This window comes from Kosakonia pseudosacchari, assembly GCF_015167415.1.
In the GTDB taxonomy this organism is placed as follows: domain Bacteria; phylum Pseudomonadota; class Gammaproteobacteria; order Enterobacterales; family Enterobacteriaceae; genus Kosakonia; species Kosakonia pseudosacchari.
Map to the genome: position 1 here is coordinate 817,774 of NZ_CP063425.1, position 19,889 is coordinate 837,662.

17 protein-coding genes are annotated in these 19,889 nt (G+C 53.5%); 7 read left to right on the forward strand and 10 right to left on the reverse strand.

The window, feature by feature from the left end; translation table 11 throughout:
* The first annotated feature begins 27 nt into the window (after positions 1–27).
* A complete protein-coding gene (gene secA / locus IP581_RS03780) occupies positions 28–2,733 on the forward strand; it encodes a preprotein translocase subunit SecA (protein ID WP_193821792.1) in 2,706 nt (901 codons plus the stop codon).
* Positions 2,734–2,792: 59 nt separating this feature from the next.
* Positions 2,793–3,182, forward strand: coding sequence for an 8-oxo-dGTP diphosphatase MutT (mutT, locus tag IP581_RS03785; protein ID WP_097401280.1), 390 nt, complete (start codon positions 2,793–2,795; stop codon positions 3,180–3,182).
* Between the two features lie 27 nt (positions 3,183–3,209).
* Here mutT and yacG read toward each other — a convergent pair whose 3' ends face one another.
* The 3 genes from yacG to coaE are packed head-to-tail and all read right to left on the reverse strand — an operon-like array spanning position 3,210 to position 4,779.
* The gene (gene yacG / locus IP581_RS03790; protein WP_193821793.1) at positions 3,210–3,404 is read right to left on the reverse strand and encodes a DNA gyrase inhibitor YacG; all 195 of its coding nucleotides are present in this window, start codon (positions 3,402–3,404) and stop codon (positions 3,210–3,212) included.
* A gap of 11 nt (positions 3,405–3,415) precedes the next feature.
* Positions 3,416–4,159 (reverse strand): cell division protein ZapD, encoded by a 744-nt coding sequence (gene zapD, locus IP581_RS03795; protein ID WP_193821794.1) that lies wholly within the window; start codon positions 4,157–4,159, stop codon positions 3,416–3,418.
* On the reverse strand, positions 4,159–4,779 hold the full coding sequence (gene coaE / locus IP581_RS03800) for a dephospho-CoA kinase (RefSeq protein ID WP_193822637.1): 621 nt from the start codon (positions 4,777–4,779) through the stop codon (positions 4,159–4,161). Before coaE ends, zapD begins: the two co-directional genes overlap by 1 nt.
* 320 nt (positions 4,780–5,099) lie before the next feature.
* Between coaE and IP581_RS03805 the strand changes: the two genes are divergently transcribed.
* Positions 5,100–6,143: a GMP reductase gene (locus IP581_RS03805; RefSeq protein ID WP_086870544.1), complete on the forward strand. Its 1,044-nt coding sequence runs from the start codon at positions 5,100–5,102 to the stop codon at positions 6,141–6,143.
* Positions 6,144–6,175: 32 nt separating this feature from the next.
* Here IP581_RS03805 and hofC read toward each other — a convergent pair whose 3' ends face one another.
* The 4 genes from hofC to nadC all read right to left on the reverse strand — a co-directional run bounded on the left by hofC (position 6,176) and on the right by nadC (position 10,275).
* Positions 6,176–7,378: a protein transport protein HofC gene (gene hofC / locus IP581_RS03810; protein WP_193821795.1), complete on the reverse strand. Its 1,203-nt coding sequence runs from the start codon at positions 7,376–7,378 to the stop codon at positions 6,176–6,178.
* Positions 7,368–8,762 (reverse strand): type II secretion system protein GspE, encoded by a 1,395-nt coding sequence (gene gspE / locus IP581_RS03815; protein ID WP_193821796.1) that lies wholly within the window; start codon positions 8,760–8,762, stop codon positions 7,368–7,370. Before gspE ends, hofC begins: the two co-directional genes overlap by 11 nt.
* A 9-nt stretch (positions 8,763–8,771) precedes the next feature.
* The gene (ppdD, locus tag IP581_RS03820) at positions 8,772–9,206 is read right to left on the reverse strand and encodes a prepilin peptidase-dependent pilin (protein WP_020456560.1); all 435 of its coding nucleotides are present in this window, start codon (positions 9,204–9,206) and stop codon (positions 8,772–8,774) included.
* Positions 9,207–9,381: 175 nt separating this feature from the next.
* On the reverse strand, positions 9,382–10,275 hold the full coding sequence (gene nadC / locus IP581_RS03825; protein WP_086870549.1) for a carboxylating nicotinate-nucleotide diphosphorylase: 894 nt from the start codon (positions 10,273–10,275) through the stop codon (positions 9,382–9,384).
* Positions 10,276–10,404: 129 nt separating this feature from the next.
* Here nadC and ampD point away from each other — a divergent pair, with 129 nt between their 5' ends.
* Both ampD and ampE read left to right on the forward strand, forming a co-directional pair.
* On the forward strand, positions 10,405–10,968 hold the full coding sequence (ampD, locus tag IP581_RS03830) for a 1,6-anhydro-N-acetylmuramyl-L-alanine amidase AmpD (RefSeq protein WP_086870551.1): 564 nt from the start codon (positions 10,405–10,407) through the stop codon (positions 10,966–10,968).
* Entirely contained in the window at positions 10,965–11,819 is an 855-nt protein-coding gene (gene ampE, locus IP581_RS03835; protein WP_193821797.1) for a beta-lactamase regulator AmpE, read from the forward strand. The genes ampD and ampE overlap by 4 nt, the downstream gene beginning before the upstream one ends.
* A 15-nt stretch (positions 11,820–11,834) precedes the next feature.
* On the opposite strand, the gene IP581_RS03840 is transcribed toward ampE, so the two are convergent.
* The 3 genes from IP581_RS03840 to aroP form a co-directional block, all read right to left on the reverse strand.
* Positions 11,835–12,785 carry a glycoside hydrolase family 43 protein gene (locus IP581_RS03840; RefSeq protein WP_193821798.1) on the reverse strand — a complete coding sequence of 317 codons (951 nt, stop codon included), beginning with the start codon at positions 12,783–12,785 and terminating at the stop codon, positions 11,835–11,837.
* Positions 12,785–14,188 carry a glycoside-pentoside-hexuronide (GPH):cation symporter gene (locus IP581_RS03845; protein WP_193821799.1) on the reverse strand — a complete coding sequence of 468 codons (1,404 nt, stop codon included), beginning with the start codon at positions 14,186–14,188 and terminating at the stop codon, positions 12,785–12,787. Before IP581_RS03845 ends, IP581_RS03840 begins: the two co-directional genes overlap by 1 nt.
* A gap of 172 nt (positions 14,189–14,360) precedes the next feature.
* A complete protein-coding gene (aroP, locus tag IP581_RS03850) occupies positions 14,361–15,734 on the reverse strand; it encodes an aromatic amino acid transporter AroP (protein ID WP_193822638.1) in 1,374 nt (457 codons plus the stop codon).
* 534 nt (positions 15,735–16,268) lie between these two features.
* Here aroP and pdhR point away from each other — a divergent pair.
* Both pdhR and aceE read left to right on the forward strand, forming a co-directional pair.
* Entirely contained in the window at positions 16,269–17,033 is a 765-nt protein-coding gene (pdhR, locus tag IP581_RS03855; protein ID WP_086870560.1) for a pyruvate dehydrogenase complex transcriptional repressor PdhR, read from the forward strand.
* Positions 17,034–17,212: 179 nt separating this feature from the next.
* Positions 17,213–19,876, forward strand: a complete 2,664-nt coding sequence (aceE, locus tag IP581_RS03860; protein ID WP_020456568.1) for a pyruvate dehydrogenase (acetyl-transferring), homodimeric type — start codon at positions 17,213–17,215, stop codon at positions 19,874–19,876.
* The last annotated feature ends 13 nt before the right edge of the window (positions 19,877–19,889 follow it).

A 19,889-nucleotide genomic window follows, 5' to 3' on the forward strand; every position in this document is an offset into this window, starting at 1 on the left:
TAAAACGGGGCGCTTGAGATTTTTATTATGCTTACCAATTTGTTAACTAAAGTATTCGGTAGTCGTAACGATCGTACGCTGCGTCGCATGCGTAAAACTGTTGCCCAGATTAACGCCATGGAACCGGCCATGGAGCAGCTCAGTGATGACGAGCTGAAAGGTAAAACTGCTGAGTTCCGCGCGCGTCTGGAAAAAGGCGAAATCGTAGATAGCCTGCTGCCAGAGGCGTTTGCGGTCGTACGCGAAGCGAGTAAACGCGTGTTCGGCATGCGCCATTTCGACGTGCAATTGCTGGGCGGTATGGTCCTGAACGATCGCTGTATCGCAGAGATGCGTACCGGTGAAGGTAAAACGTTAACCGCAACATTGCCGGCCTACCTGAACGCCCTGAGCGGTAAAGGCGTGCACGTCGTAACCGTGAACGACTATCTGGCGCAACGTGACGCCGAAAACAACCGCCCACTGTTTGAATTTCTCGGCCTGAGCGTTGGCATCAACCTGCCGGGCATGCCGTCTGTCGCTAAGCGCGAAGCCTATGCCGCTGACATTACTTACGGCACAAACAACGAATACGGCTTCGATTACCTGCGCGATAACATGGCATTCAGCCCTGAAGAACGTGTGCAACGTAAACTGCATTACGCGCTGGTGGATGAGGTCGACTCCATCCTTATCGATGAAGCGCGCACCCCGCTGATCATCTCTGGTCCGGCGGAAGACAGCTCCGATCTGTATAAAAAAGTAAATAAAATCATTCCGCACCTGATTCGTCAGGAGAAAGAGGATTCCGACACTTTCCAGGGCGAAGGCCACTTCTCCGTAGACGAGAAAGCGCGTCAGGTTACCCTGACCGAACGTGGTCTGGTGCTGATTGAAGAGCTTCTGGTGAAAGAAGGCATCATGGAAGAGGGCGAGTCGCTCTACTCGCCAGCGAATATCATGCTGATGCACCATGTCACTGCTGCTTTGCGTGCCCACGCACTGTTTACCCGCGATGTTGACTACATCGTGAAAGATGGTGAAGTCATTATCGTTGACGAACACACCGGGCGTACCATGCAGGGGCGTCGCTGGTCAGATGGTCTGCACCAGGCTGTTGAAGCCAAAGAAGGCGTGGAGATCCAGAATGAAAACCAGACGCTGGCCTCGATCACCTTCCAGAACTATTTCCGTTTGTATGAAAAACTCGCCGGGATGACCGGTACTGCGGATACCGAAGCGTTCGAATTCAGTTCAATCTATAAACTGGATACCGTTGTCGTTCCGACTAACCGTCCGATGATCCGTAAAGATATGGCGGATCTGGTCTATATGACCGAAGCGGAAAAAATTCAGGCGATTATCGAGGATATTAAAGAGCGTACGGCAAAAGGCCAGCCGGTGCTGGTGGGGACTATCTCCATTGAAAAATCAGAAGTTGTGTCCAATGAGCTGACAAAAGCGGGCATCAAGCACAACGTTCTGAACGCCAAATTCCACGCCAAAGAAGCAGAGATCGTGGCGCAAGCGGGCTACACCGGTGCGGTGACCATTGCGACAAACATGGCGGGTCGTGGTACGGATATCGTGCTGGGCGGCAGCTGGCAGGCTGAGCTGGCAGAGATCGAAAACCCAACGCCTGAGCAAATCGCCAAAGTGAAAGCCGACTGGCAAGTGCGTCACGACGCGGTGCTGGCGGCTGGCGGCCTGCACATTATCGGTACTGAGCGTCATGAATCACGCCGTATCGATAACCAGTTACGTGGTCGTTCCGGTCGTCAGGGCGATGCGGGTTCCTCCCGTTTCTATCTTTCCATGGAAGATGCGCTGATGCGTATTTTCGCCTCCGACCGTGTTTCCGGCATGATGCGTAAGCTGGGGATGAAACCGGGCGAAGCGATTGAACACCCTTGGGTCACCAAAGCCATTGCCAACGCTCAGCGTAAAGTGGAAAGCCGCAACTTTGATATTCGTAAGCAACTGCTGGAATACGATGATGTGGCCAACGATCAGCGTCGCGCGATTTACACCCAGCGTAACGAATTGCTGGATGTGTCTGATGTTAGCGAAACGATTACCAGCATTCGTGAAGATGTCTTTAAAGCAACGATTGACGGCCATATTCCGCCGCAGTCGCTGGAAGAGATGTGGGATATCCCGGGTCTGCAGGAACACCTGAAAAACGACTTCGACCTTGACCTGCCGATCGCAGAATGGCTCGATAAAGAGCCGGATCTGCATGAAGAAACGCTGCGTGAACGTATTCTGCAAAGTGCGGTTGAAACCTATCAGCGCAAAGAGGAAGTTGTTGGCGCAGAGATGATGCGCCACTTCGAAAAAGGCGTAATGCTGCAAACGCTTGATTCCCTGTGGAAAGAGCACCTGGCAGCGATGGATTATCTGCGTCAGGGTATCCACCTGCGTGGTTATGCGCAAAAAGATCCGAAGCAGGAATATAAGCGCGAATCTTTCGCCATGTTTGCTGCGATGCTGGAGTCGCTGAAATACGAAGTTATTAGTACCTTGAGTAAGGTACAGGTTCGGATGCCGGAAGAAGTGGAAGAGATGGAGCAGCAGCGCCGTCAGGAAGCAGAACGTCTGGCGCAGATGCAGCAACTGAGCCACCAGGATGACGAATCCGCCGCTGCGGCAGAGCTTGCCGCGCAAACTGGCGAACGCAAAGTAGGGCGCAACGATCCGTGCCCTTGTGGTTCCGGTAAAAAATACAAACAGTGCCACGGGCGTCTGGCATAACTCGTTGATAATAATTACTAAGGCGCAGATATCTGCGCCTTTTTTATGGGGTCTGCAAAATGAAAATACTCAACATCGCCGTAGGGATCATCCGTAATCCGCAAGGAGAAATCTTTATTACCCGGCGAGCCGCCGATGCGCATATGGCAAATAAACTGGAGTTCCCGGGTGGCAAGATTGAGACCGGTGAAACACCGGAGCAAGCCATGATCCGCGAATTACAGGAAGAAGTGGGTATAACACCAGTTGAAGCGGTACTGTTTGATAAGCTGGAATATCAGTTCCCGGATCGCCATATCACGTTGTGGTTTTGGCTGGTAGAGCGCTGGGAAGGGCAACCCTGGGGCAAAGAGGGACAGCCAGGCGAGTGGATAGCGCAGGATAAGCTGAATGCGGACGATTTCCCGCCAGCAAATGAACCCATTATTACCCGGCTGGCGCAGCGCTAAGCAACGCGCCAGCAAGTTCGTCAGCGATTACGGCTGCTCTTCACTCCAGTCATCGCTGTCGGTGAGATCGCCTGAACTCGGAATACGTTTCTCTTCTGCTGCCCATTCACCTAAGTCAATAAGCTGGCAGCGTTTGGAGCAGAAGGGGCGAAACGGGCTTTCTTCACCCCAGACCACAGATTTGCCGCAGGTTGGGCAGTTAACTATCGTAGCTTCAGTCATTACGGAACTCCTTAACAGCAGGCCAGTTCAAAATCCAGCCGCTCCGGTACCAGGCCGTTTTCGCTGTCGAGGGGCATAAAACGTATAGCAAAGCGGCTCTTATGGCCGGAAATTTGTGGATATAAACGCTCTTTCAATGGTAATTGCAGGCGCAACAAGTCGGCATCTTCGCCATTATCCTGGTAAAAACCATTCAGGCTGGTCTGGCGACGAAATGGTGCAGCGCTGCGAATGAGATCAAGTATAAGCGATAGCGTCGCGCGCAGCGGCTCAAGGCTTGCAAGCCATAATTCGATTTGCGCATCGCGCTGTTCTTGCGGTAAGTGCAGCCACATATGCAGCGTGGGTAAATCGAAACTACAACATCCGCCAGGGATGCTCAGGCGCTGACGCACCAGCCCAATCAGGCGATCTTCACGTAACAACTGACCGATACGTGGTGCAGTCATCAATACCGCGCCACTCTCTTTTAACTGCTGGCGGATAGCGTCAATACGGTTGAGATCAACGCCGGGCAGTTCGCTCCAGGCTCGCAGTTTACGCTGCTGGCGTTCCAGCTCTTTCAGTAATTCAGTGCGGGTATCGCCCCGCTCAAACACATCCAGCAATTCACCTACGTTGCGGAAAAAGTGCAGTGCGCCTGCGTGATCGCTCACTGGTAAATGAACCGAAAGTTGTTGCAGTAAAAACTCAACGCGCAACCAGGTACGCATCTTTTCGTTAAGCGGATGTTCAAAAAGAATGTGGGTGTGCATTACGGTTTTTCCTGTGATACGGCCTGCGAAGCATTGCGTAGATAGGTTGCATGCAGGCGGGCAACATCCGATGCTATCGCATCTGGTGCGCCATTATTGTCAATAACATCATCTGCGATGGCAAGTCGCGCTTCACGTGTGGCCTGAGCCGTGAGAATTTTTTCTGCATGTTCTCGGCTCACGCCATCGCGCTGCATGGTGCGTAAAATTTGTGTCTCAACCGGGACGTCGATGACTAAAATGCGATCGGCTTTATCATTAAGCTGGTTTTCCACCAGCAACGGAACAACCCACAGTACATAAGGTGACGTCGCTTGCGCAATCTGGCGTTGAGTCAGTTTTTGAATAAGTGGGTGGAGCAAACCATTTAGCCATGCTTTCTCGGCTGGGGAAGCAAAAATATGTTCACGCAACAAACGACGGTTCAGTGAGCCGTCCTTGAGGAGCATTTCTGCGCCGAAATGTCCGACAATCGCGCGTAATGCTTCAGTACCGGGTTCTACAACCTGACGTGCGATAATATCCGCGTCGATAACAGTAACACCCAATGCAGCAAAGGCATTTGCCACGGTGCTCTTACCGCTGCCGATGCCGCCTGTTAACGCGACCGTATACCCCATAACGCTTTGTCCTAAAATAGCCTGCCATTCATCACTATGCGCCTTCTTTTCCTGCTTTAGTAACGGTATTTTGCCGTCCCGGGTAAGAGAAAAACGCAAAAGTGCTAATATAATTATTAAATTATTCAGCGAGTTGTGTTTAAAGCAAGCGACAATGAAATCAATTAACCCAAACTTGCCTGTTCACCAGGTAAATTTATAGGATTGTAGCGTAAAAAAAGAGAATTTCGCAGTCTTGCGCGGTCCTTATTAGCGCGTATGATAGCGTCACTGGAGTTGTGAGTTTGTCATGTCGCCATTAACCCCAGGAATCTGCACCCATGCGTATTGAAGAAGATCTGAAATTAGGTTTTAAAGACGTTCTTATCCGCCCTAAACGTTCTACCCTCAAAAGCCGTTCCGATGTCGAACTGGAACGCAAATTCACCTTTAAACATTCCGGGATGAACTGGTCCGGTGTACCGGTTATCGCTGCCAATATGGATACCGTAGGCACGTTCGCGATGGCGAAAGCGTTGGCCTCCTTCGATATTCTTACCGCTGTACACAAACACTACTCTGTTGAAGACTGGAAAGCCTTTGTTCAGCGTGAGTCTGCAGATGTGCTGCGTCATGTGATGGTTTCTACTGGTACATCCGATGCGGATTTCGAAAAAACCAAACAGATCCTCGCGTTACATGCAGATCTGAATTTTGTCTGCATCGATGTGGCGAACGGCTACTCAGAACATTTTGTGCAATTCGTTGTTAAAGCGCGTGCAGCCTGGCCGAATAAAACCATCTGTGCCGGTAACGTCGTAACGGGTGAAATGTGTGAGGAGCTCATTCTTTCCGGCGCCGATATCGTGAAAGTGGGTATTGGCCCGGGTTCTGTGTGCACCACACGGGTGAAAACCGGGGTCGGTTACCCTCAATTGTCTGCGGTGATCGAGTGTGCCGATGCGGCTCACGGCCTCGGCGGTCAGATTGTCAGTGATGGCGGCTGTACCGTGCCTGGTGATGTGGCGAAAGCGTTCGGTGGCGGCGCGGATTTCGTCATGCTCGGCGGTATGCTGGCGGGTCATGAAGAGAGCGGTGGCACCATCGTTGAAGAAAACGGTGAGAAATTCATGCTTTTCTATGGCATGAGCTCCGAATCCGCCATGAATCGTCACGTTGGTGGTGTTGCGGGTTACCGCGCGGCGGAAGGCAAAACCGTGAAGCTGGCACTGCGTGGTCCGGTGGAAAATACCGCGCGCGATATCCTCGGTGGTTTGCGTTCTGCCTGTACTTATGTTGGCGCTTCCCGCCTGAAAGAGCTGACCAAACGCACCACCTTTATCCGCGTTCAGGAGCAGGAAAACCGCGTTTTCAATAGCCTCTGATATTTTTGCAGGCGCACAGCGTTGCGCCTGCATTATCCGCCACCACTCATCGCATCTCCCAGATGAAAGATGGGCAAATACATTGCCACAACTAATACGCCGATAATAAGCCCTGTCCCCACCAGTAATAGCGGCTCCAGCACTGCAGCCAGACCATCAGCCTGACGCTGGGTTTGCTCGCTATGATGTTGCGCCAGATTCTCCAGCATGCTATCCAGCGCCCCAGAAACTTCCCCTGTACGAACTAACTGAATGCACAATGGCGGAAATTCACCACTCTCCTGTAACGCTGCTGAAATGGCCGCGCCCTGGGTAATTTCCTGATGCGCGCGTCGCAGCACCGCCTGCCAGTAAGGGCAGGAGAGGGTTTCCCGTACACTCTCCAGCCCTTGCAAAAACGCGATCCCTGCCCGCTGCGTCAGCGCAAGAACGGTAAATATCTGGCTCAGGCGCTGTCCACGAACCAGCGGGCCAATGATCGGGCTTGCCAGGAGTAGCCGCTGTCGATGGCGTTGCCAGCCTGTATGGTTGCGCAGCATCCGTAAGACACCGACTGTTAAGAATGCGCAAATCATTAAGGGCAGTGCCGCTTGCTGCATGATTGCGGCACCCGCAATGACCCCTCGCGTCAGCATTGGCAGCGGGGTATTGAATGTCCGGTAAATGGCGGTAAATTCCGGCAGTACCAGATAGATCATTGCCAGCACCACGACGGTAGTCAGCGCGAGGATGATTAACGGATAGCGCAGCGCTTTTTTCACCTTCAGTGTTAACTCTCGTTGCGCTTTTTGCTGGCTGGCGAGTTTAAAGCAGCACTCATCCAGCTTGCCGGTTAATTCACCGGTGCGAATCATCGCCAGCCAGAGCGGTGGAAATACCTCTGGCCACTGGCGCAGCGCAGCGGAGAAGGTTTCCCCCTGTTCCAGCGCTTGTGCCAGGTGGTGTAACAACGCACGCCATTGCTTTGCAGGGTGCTGTTCTGCCAGAAGTTGTAACCCTTCCGGCAACGTTAATCCTGCCCGCAGTAAGGTTGCCAGTTGATGAAGTAACTGGCTGCTGTGTTCCGGCTTCCACAGTGCACGCCGTATAACGCAGCGCTTTATCGCAAGCGGATGGATTTGCTGTTGGTGCAACAGCAACAGTATGCTGGTGCGGTTTTCGCTCCATAACAGGCCGCTTTGCAGTTCGCCGCTTTTCTCAAGCCCGGACCATTGCCAGAGTTGTTTACTGGCCATCAGGGAAACCCAATATACGAACCAGTTCCTCGAACGTGGTCAGCCCTTGCTCAACGGCGAGGCAGCCATGCTGAAAAAGCGTGGTCATCCCACCTGCGCGTGCCCGCTGTTCGATCTCATCCGCGCTGAGATCGCTGGCGATGGCCTGGCGAACGTCTGGGGTGATGGCGAGTACTTCGAATAACGCGACGCGTCCATAGAAACCGTGGTAGCACTGTTCGCAACCTTCGGCGCGCCAGCGAGGCAGCGGACGCGGCCACAGATTGCCGGGCAAATGATGGTTTTCTACCGCCAGTTTGCGGCAATGCGGGCAAAGCTTTCTCACCAGCCGCTGCGCGACAACCAATGATAGCGCGGAGGAGATCATCCAGCGCGCAACGCCCATTTGCTGAATGCGCACCAGCGTTTCGCTGGTAGAGTTGGTGTGCAATGTCGACAGCACCAGATGGCCGGTTTGTGCGGCTTTGATGGCAATTTCCGCCGTTTCGCCATCGCGAATTTCGCCGACCATGATGATATCGGGATCCTGGCGCAGTAAGGCGCGAAGCACGCTTTGAAAGGTCAACCCGGCACGCGGGTTTATCTGTGTCTGATTTAAACCGTTCAGCGGGATCTCGACCGGATCTTCAACGCTACAAATGTTGACTTCCTGCTTGTTACGCGCCTGAAGTGCGCTGTATAGCGTTACTGTTTTACCACTGCCGGTTGGCCCGGTGACCAGTAACAACCCTTGTGGTTGCGCCAGCGCGTTATTAAAGAGCGCCATTTGCGCTTCCGTCATACCAAGGGCGGCGATCTCCAGGGCTTGGTTAACCTGGTGCAAAAGCCGCAAGACGACTTTTTCACCGTGGCGGCAGGGCAGGGTTGCGATACGAAACGAAATGGACTGCCCGGACAACTCGACATTGAACTGCCCATCCTGCGGGAGGCGTCGTTCGGCAATATCGAGATTACCAAGCACTTTTAGCCTTGCCGTCAGGGTGCTGGCAAGTGAGCCGGGTAGTGGCGATAAAGCATGCAGTACCCCGTCAACACGCAGGCGAATGACATACTGGGTTTCACCGGGCTCAAAATGGATGTCGGAAGCGCGCAGCATCAGGGCCTGTTGCAGCGTGTGGTTTAAAATTTCAACCGCAGAGCCGCTCTCTTCTTTGGGTTCTTGTATTGCCGGCGCTGGAGCCTGCGCGGTTATCTGTTGGTGTTTATCCATCTGTTCTGCTGTCCAGCAACGGATATCGATGCGTTTTTGCACCGCGAATTGCAGGGATTCCATCAACTCTGTGCTGGGGCTATCCACGACGGCAATAGTGAGCACATCGATTTCATTATTGAGCACTACCGCATTGTGGCGCTGGCAGAGCGCGATAAGTTTGTCCTCTTTCATTGCTGCTCCTTAGCGTCCGGTACGGAAAACATCTTCGCAAGCCTGCTGCAATGCGCTATCCGCTTGCGTATTGCAGGTGCGCGTCCAACCCTGCATGCCCTCTGCACTGTTCCACTGTGGTGTCATGACCACACTCAGCCCGTTCAGGCTTTCCTGGCCGGTCAGTGTGACGATGCCTTTTGCAACACTCATGGCAGAAACATATCGCGTGGTTGTCGGCGCAGGGATGCCATTACTGCTGGCATCACAGGTATCTAAGCCACCGCGCTCAAGTGCGCATAACTCGATTGCGGTGCGATAGGGAACATAGGCTTGCAGCATGTCGGTTAGCGCGGCTTTACGCAGGTAGTTTTGATAGGCGGGAATTCCGATAGCGCTCAAAATCGCAATGATGCCGATAACCACCATCAGCTCAATTAAGGTGAATCCTTGTTGTCTGTTCATAAACGGCTCCTTGTTTTGAGCCGCTACTCTGTCAGCCCCTGGACTGGCTGGCGAGGTGTAAAAAGGAAGGTGGGAAAGAGGCTTCCAGCGTTATTGATGAAATTGCAGTTCACAACAAAAAAGGTGCGAGTTAACACGCAAAAAAACGGGCCAGCGGCCCGTTCAAAAGTGAGGACTAGCGAAAGCGCATTGACAGGTCGAGAGCGCGAACATGCTTGGTGAGCGCTCCGACAGAGATGTAATCAACACCGGTTTCGGCGTATTCGCGCAGGGTTTCCTGCGTCACGTTGCCGGAAACTTCCAGCCGCGCCTGGCCGTGGGTACGCTTCACGGCTTCGCGCATTTGTTCGGTGGCAAAGTTATCCAGCATGATGATATCTGCTCCGGCTTTCAGGGCGTCATCGAGCTCTTCCAGCGATTCCACCTCGACTTCAACCGGCACATCCGGATGCATCCAGAAGGCTTGTTCTACCGCCTTACGTACAGAACCCGCAGCGATAATATGGTTCTCTTTGATCAGAAATGCATCGGAAAGACCCAGCCGGTGGTTAGCGCCGCCGCCGCACAGCACCGCGTATTTCAGGGCGGTACGCAGCCCTGGCAGCGTTTTGCGGGTATCCAGTAGCTGTGTTTTGGTGCCGTTGAGTAGATCCACATAGCGGCGCACTTCGCTGGCGACACCGGAGAGTGTCTGAACAAAATTGAGCGCGGTACGCTCGCCGGTCAACAACACGCGCGAAGGGCCTTCAAGCTCGAATAGCGGCTGGTTAGCGCGAATCGCGTCGCCATCCGCGACATGCCAGGTGATAGCGACATCATCGCCCGCCAGTTGAATAAAGACCTCTTCAACCCAGCGTTTGCCGCAGAATACGCCATCTTCACGGGTGATGATCACCGCATGAGAGCGGTTCTCTGGCGGTAACAATTGCGCGGTAATGTCGTTATTTGCATCGACTTCTCCACCTAAGTCTTCACGCAGGGCCTGAGCCACTGCGGCGGGGATATCCAGTTCGATGCGTTCGAGCAGCGCGTCACGTCGGTGATCGGGGTTATAGCGGCGAGGCGGCATGATAAACTCCAAAAAGGGTAACGAATCACAAAGTTAGGTGATGTCCTGCTGGCAACGCCATTACGGGACACAGTGCAAACATGCTACTCTGAAGCGTGTTTCAGCACCATCCTCTATAAGGAGTTCCTTATGCAGTTACGTAAGGGCTGGCTGGTCGAGGCGCGGCATGTGCCGTCTCCCCATTTTGATTGCCGCCCGGATGATGAACAGCCTTCATTGCTGGTGGTACATAATATTAGCCTGCCTCCCGGCAAATTTGGCGGCCCGTGGATAGACGCGCTGTTCACCGGCACGCTGGATGCCAGCGCCGATCCCTTCTTTGAAGAGATTGTTCATCTGCGTGTTTCCGCACACTGCCTGATTCGCCGCGACGGGGAGATTGTGCAGTATGTGCCTTTCGATAAACGCGCCTGGCATGCGGGCGTCTCTTCGTACCATGGGCGGGAACGCTGTAACGATTTTTCCATTGGTATTGAGCTTGAGGGCACCGATCATCTGCCTTATACCGATGCGCAATACCGTCAGCTGGCGGCAGTGGCACGAACGGTGATTGAGCTTTACCCGTCGATTGCCGACAATATGACCGGGCATAGCGATATCGCCCCCGAACGCAAGACCGATCCCGGGCCGGCTTTTGATTGGGCGAGATTCCGTGCGCTGGTTGCCGGTATGTCAGAAAAGGAGATGCCATGACATTATTCACTCTGCTGCTGGTGTTAGCAGCAGAACGGCTGTTTAAACTGGGCGAGCACTGGCAACTGGATCATCGGATGGAAGTGCTGTTCCGGCGGGTAAAACACTACTCCATGTTCAGAACGTTGCTGATGACGGCGCTGGCGATGCTGGTTACCTTCCTGATTTTGCGTGCTTTGTATGGGCTGTTTTTCAATGTTCCGCTGCTGGTGGTGTGGATTTTGCTCGGCGTGTTGTGTATCGGCGCGGGTAAAGTGCGGCTCCATTATCACGCCTATCTGAAAGCGGCAGCGCGCAATGACGCCCATGCTCACACGGCAATGGCGAATGAGTTGACGCTGATCCACGGTGTACCGCCAGGCTGCGACGAGCGCGAGTTTCTGCGCGAGTTGCAAAACGCGCTGGTGTGGATCAACTTCCGTTTTTATCTCGCGCCAATGTTTTGGTTTATCGTCGGTGCGTCGTGGGGGCCCGTATTGCTGGTGGGTTACGCCTCACTGCGTGCGTGGCAATACTGGCTGGCGCGTTACAAAACGCCAAACGAACGTCAGCAGTCGGGCATTGATGCGATTTTGCATCTGCTGGATTGGGTACCGGTACGCCTCGCGGGCGTGGTTTATGCACTGGTCGGGCACGGAGAAAAAGCGCTCCCGGCCTGGTTTGCCTCGTTGGGCGATCGTCATACTTCGCAATACCAGGTGCTGACGCGTCTTGCACAGTTCTCGCTGGCGCGCGAGCCGCACACGGATAAAGTCGAAACGCCGAAAGCCGCTGTCTCAATGGCGAAGAAAACGTCGCTGGTGCTGGTGGTCGTGGTGGCGTTGTTAACGATTTACGGCACGCTGATTTAACCGCGTGCCGCAGTATCACTGATTATCCGCTGCCGGGATGCCGAAATCGGGCATCCCGTTTTCTTGCCAGCGGATGGTTTTCAGGCGGGTATGGCGATTGGGATCGTAAAGCGGATCGCCTTCAATTTCGGTGTAATTCCGTGCGTGATAGACCAGCACATCTTCCCCTTCCGGTGTTTGCGTAAAACTGTTGTGCCCCGGGCCGTACTGGCGGTTTTCATAACTGGTTTTAAACACCGGCTGCGGCGATTTATGCCAGTTTTTGGGATCCTGCGGGTTGGCGGTGATATCGATCCACAACAAGCCCATGCAGTAGTTTTCGTCGGTGGCGCTGGCGGAATAACTCACAAAAAGTTTATCGCTGTGGAACAATACCGCCGGGCCTTCATTGACCAGAAAACCACGACACTCCCAGTCAAACTCTGGTTTGCTTAACATGATCGGTTCGCCTTTCAGCGTCCAAGGATTTTCCATTTCCGCCAGGTAAAGATTAGAGTTACCGGCAATATCCGGCGCTTTTTGCGCCCATAAATACCAGCGTTTCCCCTGATGTTCAAAGGTCGTGGCATCGAGGGCAAACGTATCGAAAGGCGTTTTTACCTGGCCTTTTTCGACCCAGCGCCCGCTGAGCGGATCGGCATCCGCGCACTCCAGTACGAACATGCGGTGCTGGAACATATTCAGCGCATCCAGCGCCTTAGTCCATGTCGCGGCAAAATATAAATACCATTTATCCTCAATGTGATGCAGTTCCGGCGCCCAGATAAGCTCGCTCATCGGCCCACTTTGCGGTTTACGCCAGACCACCACGCCCTCGGCTCCTCGCAGACCTTCCAGCGTACTGGCGCGGCGGATCTCCAGTCGGTCATATTCCGGCACCGAGGCTACGAAGTAGTACTCGCCTTGATGGTGCAGGATAAACGGATCGGCACGCTGTTCAATAAACGGGTTCGGCCAGGTATTCATTATGCATTCCTTACGTTATCGCCCGCCGGTAGAGGCTGATTTTCCGTCAGTTCATGGTAGTTGACGCGGCGTTTTTCCAGATCCGCCTGGATCTGTTTCATCAATTCACGGTCGACTTTCAGCAGGCGCACCACGCCTGCGGTGATCAGGTAGCCCACGCCTGGAATAATGGTAAACAGCAGCATGATGCCGTTAATGGCGCTGGCGCTTTGCTGTTTGGCTCCGGCGTCATAGCCGTACCAGGAGAGCAGGAAACCGACCATCGCCCCGGCAACTGCCAGGCCCACTTTCAGGAAGAACAGGTTGCCGGAGAAGCTCATACCGGTAATGCGTTTGCCGGTTTTCCACTCGCCGTAATCATCGACATCCGCCATCAGCGACCAGTGCAGCGGGGAAGGGATCTGATGCAGAATGTTCAGCAGGAAGTAGAGCACCACAATCAGCACCGTGGCGTGCGGGTCAAAGAAGTAAAAGGCGCAGGAGAAAAACGCCAGCACGATATTGGTCCAGAAGAAGACTTTCAGTTTGCACCAGCGGTCGGTCAATACTTTCGCCAGCATACTGCCGAACATCATGCCGACCACGCCAAGGCTAATAAACATCGTCGCGAAATGGGTGCTTTCCCCCATCACCCAGGTGACGTAATACATGGTAGCCGCCATGCGGATAAAACCGGGACAAACGTTGCAGAGCGTCAGCAACAAGATGCGCACCCATTGATCGTTTTTCCACACATCTTTGAAGTCTTTCTTCAGATCATCGTTGGTTGGCACCGCCGGGCGGATACGCTCGCGCACGGTGGCAAAGCAGAACAGGAACATGCACATGCCGATAAATGCCAGTACCGTCATTGCCATCTGGTAGCCTTTGGCTTTATTGGCCCCGCCGAACCACTCAGCCATCGGCAGCAGCGTGAGCGACAACAGCAGGGTTGCAATCCCCACCATCACAAAACGGTAAGACTGGCAGGCAACGCGCTCTTTCGGGTCGTTGGTGATCACACCGCCCAGCGAGCAGTAGGGGATATTGATCGCGGTATACGTCAGCGACAACAGGAAATAGGTGACAAAGGCATAGATAACTTTGCTGTTATAAGTCCACTCCGGCGTGGTGAACATTAGCACGCTGAAAACGGCGTAAGGTACGGCTATCCACAACAGCCACGGGCGAAAACGGCCATATTTACTTTGTGTCCTGTCAGCAAGCGCTCCCATCAGCGGGTCGGTCACCGCATCAATCACGCGAATCGACAGCAGTAATACCCCAACCAGCGCAGGTGCGAGGCCGAAGATATCAGTATAGAAATAGTTAACAAACAGCATGATAGCGCCAAAGATGATGTTGCATCCGGCGTCGCCCATGCCATAGCCAATCTTTTCTTTAACAGACAGTTTGTTGTCCATTGCCGGTTCTCCCTATGAGATATGGCATGAAGTATTTGTCTGTAAGTTTTTGTTTGCGTAGCAGGATCAGGCCGCAGAGATGGACAAAATGGCTATGGAAAGGAAAGTGTGAGGAAGTTAACACAGTGATAACAACCCTCTCCCGGGCGGGAGAGGGCAGAACGGATAAGGATTAATGCGCTTTCACGGCATTGGCGTTTTTCTGCTTCAGCAGGTAGCCGATGCCGAGGATGGCAATCCACACCGGGATCAGGTAGACGGAGATCGCCATGCCGTCTGTCATCAGCATGATCACCAGCACCGCCGCCATAAACACCAGGCAGATCCAGTTCCCCAGCGGGTAGAACAGCGCCGGGAAGCGCGGTGTTACACCTTGCTGTTGTTTGGCGCGGCGAAAACGCATGTGCGCCAGGCTAATCATCGCCCAGTTGATCACCAGCGCGGAAACCACCAGCGCCATCAGCAGACCAAATGCGGATTCCGGGGCGAAGTAGTTGATCAGCACGCACAGCGCGGTAAACAGCGCAGAAGTGATGATGGTGTTCACCGGCACGCCGCGTTTATCCACTTGTTGCAGTATTTTCGGCGCGTTGCCCTGTTTTGCCAGACCGAACAGCATACGGCTGTTGCAGTACACGCAGCTGTTATAAACAGAGAGCGCGGCAGTCAGCACCACAATGTTCAACGCATTGGCCACAAACGCGTCGCCCAGTTCATGGAAGATCAGCACAAACGGGCTGGTATCAGAAGTAACGCGCGTCCACGGCAGCAGGGAGAGCAGCACGGCCAGCGAACCCACATAGAAGATCAGAATACGGTAGATAACCTGGTTGGTGGCTTTGGGAATGCTTTGTTCCGGGTTGTCGGCTTCTGCGGCGGTGATCCCCACCAGCTCCAGACCACCGAAAGAGAACATGATGATCGCCATCATCATCACCAGCCCACCGATGCCGTGCGGCAGGAAACCGCCCTGTTCCCACAGGTTACGCACGGTGGCCTGCGGACCCGCGCTACCGCTAAACAGCAACCAGCCGCCAAACACGATCATCGCCACAACCGCGAAAACCTTAATAATGGCGAACCAGAACTCCATTTCGCCAAACACCTTAACGTTGGTCAGGTTGATGGCGTTGATAATGACAAAGAACACGGCGGCGGAGACCCAGGTTGGGATTTCTGGCCACCAGAACTGAATATATTTCCCGACGGCAGTGAGTTCCGCCATCGCCACCAGCACGTACAACACCCAGTAGTTCCAGCCGGAAGCAAAGCCTGCAAAGCTGCCCCAATATTTGTAGGCGAAGTGGCTGAATGAACCGGCTACCGGCTCTTCAACCACCATTTCGCCCAGCTGGCGCATGATGAGAAACGCGATAAAACCGGCAATGGCATAACCCAGAATTATCCCCGGGCCGGCAGATTGAATGACGGATGCGCTGCCCAGAAACAGGCCAGTCCCAATAGCGCCACCCAGCGCGATAAGCTGAATGTGGCGGTTCTTAAGGCCGCGCTTTAGCTGATCGCCGTGCTGTTGACCTTCCATTATTAAACCTCGTGTGTGGTTGTTATTTGTACGCTGCGGTTTGCGTGTAATAAATAAATTCCGTTTTTTGTATTTTTTAGTTTACGAAATGTCGACGGGTTTTTTCGTCAATCCCTTTCATAGGGCTCAGAATAGTGATAAGTGCGCGGGAATGCATCTGCTTTATGAAACTCTGATGACGAGCGGGTAAAAAAGAAACCATTTCTGCGTACCTCCTCTACCTCTGCATTGAACTCATTTCTTCGTTTTATGCGCCTAAACAGAATAACCATTCATATATTCAACAACTGAATCGGTTCATATGCCTTAACTGGCGTTTCAGGAAAGTTAAAACTGCCTCTTTCGTGGTAAACGAGGCATTTGTGCAAGGTTACATCTTTGAAACGCTATTTCTGTAACATTGTTAAAATGTGCGTGGTTTCCTGATTTCAATCAAAACCTGTATGGACAGAAGGTGAATACTTTGTTACTTTAGCGTCAAGAACATGAAATTGGTAAGACCAATTTACTCCGGGCGAGTGGTAGAGACAGGGAACAATGGCCTACAGCAAAATCCGCCAACCAAAACTTTCCGATGTGATTGAGCAGCAACTGGAGTTTTTGATTCTCGAAGGTACGTTGCGTCCCGGCGAGAAACTGCCTCCAGAACGCGAGCTGGCCAAACAGTTCGATGTTTCTCGTCCTTCACTGCGCGAGGCCATTCAGCGCCTCGAAGCGAAAGGTCTGCTCCTTCGTCGCCAGGGTGGCGGTACTTTTGTCCAAAGCAGCCTGTGGCAAAGCTTCAGCGATCCGCTGGTTGAGCTTCTGGCCGATCATCCCGAATCCCAGTTTGACCTGCTTGAAACCCGCCACGCGCTGGAAGGCATCGCTGCATATTACGCGGCGCTGCGCAGCACCGATGAAGACAAAGCGCGGATCAGCGAACTGCACCAGGCCATTGAGCTTGCGCAACAGTCCGGGGATTTGGACGCGGAATCCAGTGCCGTCGTGCAGTATCAAATAGCCGTAACCGAGGCGGCACATAATGTTGTGCTGCTTCATCTGCTACGCTGCATGGAGCCCATGTTGGCGCAAAACGTTCGTCAGAACTTTGAATTGCTGTACGCGCGCCGCGAGATGCTGCCGCTGGTCAGCAACCATCGCTCGAGTATTTTTGCGGCGATCATGGCCGGCAAGCCGGAAGAGGCGCGTGAAGCGTCGCACCGTCACCTGGCGTTTATTGAAGAGATTTTGCTGGACCGTAGCCGTGAGCAGAGCCGTCGTGAACGCTCGCTTCGCCGGTTAGAGCAGAGAAAGAATTAAGATTTTCTGGTGCAGGTTGTACCGGAAGAGTTGTAACACCAGCGCCAAACTTTAGAGCGCGGCAACTAAACGCAGAACCTGTCTTATTGCACTTTTGTGGTTTGAACGAAAAGGCATGAGAATGCAATGGGACAGGTTCCAGACAAATCAACGTATTAGATAGATAAGGAATACCCCCCATGTCAGAACGTTTCCAAAATGACGTGGATCCGATCGAAACTCGCGACTGGCAACAGGCGATCGAATCGGTCATCCGTGAAGAAGGTGTTGAGCGTGCTCAGTATCTGATTGACCAGCTCCTTTCTGAAGCCCGCAAAGGCGGTGTGAAAGTGGCAGCTGGCACAGGGGCGAGCAACTATGTAAACACTATTGCCGTTGAAGATGAACCGGAATACCCGGGCAATCTGGAACTGGAACGCCGCATTCGTTCAGCTATTCGCTGGAACGCCATCATGACGGTTCTGCGCGCGTCCAAAAAAGACCTTGAGCTGGGCGGCCACATGGCGTCCTTCCAGTCTTCCGCGACCGTTTATGAAGTTTGCTTCAACCACTTCTTCCGTGCCCGTAACGAGAAAGACGGCGGCGACCTGGTGTACTTCCAGGGCCACATCTCTCCGGGCATCTACGCGCGTGCGTTCCTGGAAGGTCGTCTGACTGAAGAGCAGATGAACAACTTCCGTCAGGAAGTTCACGGTAAAGGCCTCTCCTCTTACCCGCACCCGAAACTGATGCCGGAATTCTGGCAGTTCCCGACCGTATCGATGGGTCTGGGCCCGATCGGTGCTATCTATCAGGCGAAGTTCCTGAAATATCTGGAACACCGTGGTCTGAAAGATACTTCTGAACAAACCGTTTACGCCTTCCTCGGCGACGGTGAGATGGATGAGCCGGAATCCAAAGGCGCTATCACCATCGCCACCCGTGAGAAACTGGATAACCTGTGCTTCATCATCAACTGTAACCTGCAGCGTCTGGATGGCCCGGTAACCGGTAACGGCAAAATCATCAACGAACTGGAAGGCATCTTCGCAGGTGCTGGCTGGAACGTTATCAAGGTGATGTGGGGCGGTCGTTGGGATGAGCTGCTGCGTAAAGATACCAGCGGTAAACTGATCCAACTGATGAACGAAACCGTTGACGGCGACTACCAGACCTTCAAATCCAAAGATGGCGCGTACGTACGTGAGCACTTCTTCGGCAAATACCCGGAAACCGCAGCGCTGGTTGCAGACTGGACTGATGAGCAGATCTGGGCTCTGAACCGTGGCGGCCACGATCCGAAGAAAGTTTACGCGGCACTGAAAAAAGCGCGTGAAACCAAAGGTAAAGCGACTGTTATCCTGGCCCATACCATTAAAGGTTACGGCATGGGCGATACCGCAGAAGGTAAAAACATCGCTCACCAGGTGAAGAAAATGAACATGGACGGCGTGCGCTATATCCGCGATCGTTTCAATGTTCCGGTTACCGATGAGCAGGTTGAAAACCTCTCTTACATCACCTTCCCGGAAGGTTCTGAAGAGCATAAATACCTGCACGAACGTCGCCAGGCGCTGAAAGGCTACCTGCCGTCTCGTCAGCCGAACTTCACCGAGAAACTGGATCTGCCTGCGCTGGAAGACTTCTCCCAGTTGCTGGAAGAGCAGAACAAAGAGATCTCCACCACTATCGCTTTCGTGCGTGCCCTGAACGTGATGCTGAAGAACAAGTCGATCAAAGACAGACTGGTTCCGATCATCGCCGACGAAGCGCGTACTTTCGGTATGGAAGGTCTGTTCCGTCAGATTGGTATTTACAGCCCGAACGGCCAGCAGTACACCCCGCAGGACCGTGAGCAGGTTGCTTACTACAAAGAAGACGAGAAAGGTCAGATCCTGCAGGAAGGTATCAACGAACTGGGTGCTGGCGCATCCTGGCTGGCGGCTGCGACCTCTTACAGCACCAACAACCTGCCGATGATCCCGTTCTACATCTACTACTCCATGTTCGGGTTCCAGCGTATCGGCGACCTGTGCTGGCAGGCGGGCGACCAGCAGGCTCGCGGCTTCCTGATCGGTGGTACTTCTGGTCGTACAACCCTGAATGGCGAAGGTCTGCAGCATGAAGATGGTCACAGCCACATTCAGTCGCTGACTATCCCGAACTGTATCTCTTACGACCCGTCTTACGCGTACGAAGTGGCAGTCATCATGCATGACGGTCTGCAACGCATGTACGGTGAAGCGCAAGAGAACATTTACTACTACATCACCACGCTGAACGAAAACTACCACATGCCGGCGATGCCGGAAGGCGCCGAGGAAGGTATCCGTAAAGGTATCTACAAACTCGAAACCGTTGCCGGTAGCAAAGGTAAAGTTCAGCTGCTGGGCTCCGGTTCTATCCTGCGTCATGTTCGTGAAGCAGCGCAGATCCTGGCGAACGACTACGGCGTGGGCTCTGACGTGTACAGCGTCACCTCCTTCACTGAACTGGCGCGTGATGGCCAGGATTGTGAGCGCTGGAACATGCTGCACCCGCTGGAAACGCCGCGCGTTCCGTACATCGCTCAGGTGATGAACGACGCACCAGCTGTGGCATCAACTGACTATATGAAACTGTTCGCCGAGCAGGTTCGTACTTACGTACCGGCTGATGATTACCGCGTACTGGGTACAGATGGTTTCGGTCGCTCCGACAGCCGTGAAAACCTGCGTCACCACTTCGAAGTTGATGCTTCTTACGTGGTGGTAGCAGCACTGGGCGAACTGGCTAAACGTGGCGAAATCGACAAGAAAGTGGTGGCGGAAGCCATTACCAAATTCAACATCGATGCAGAAAAAGTTAACCCGCGTCTGGCGTAAGAGGTAAAGAGAT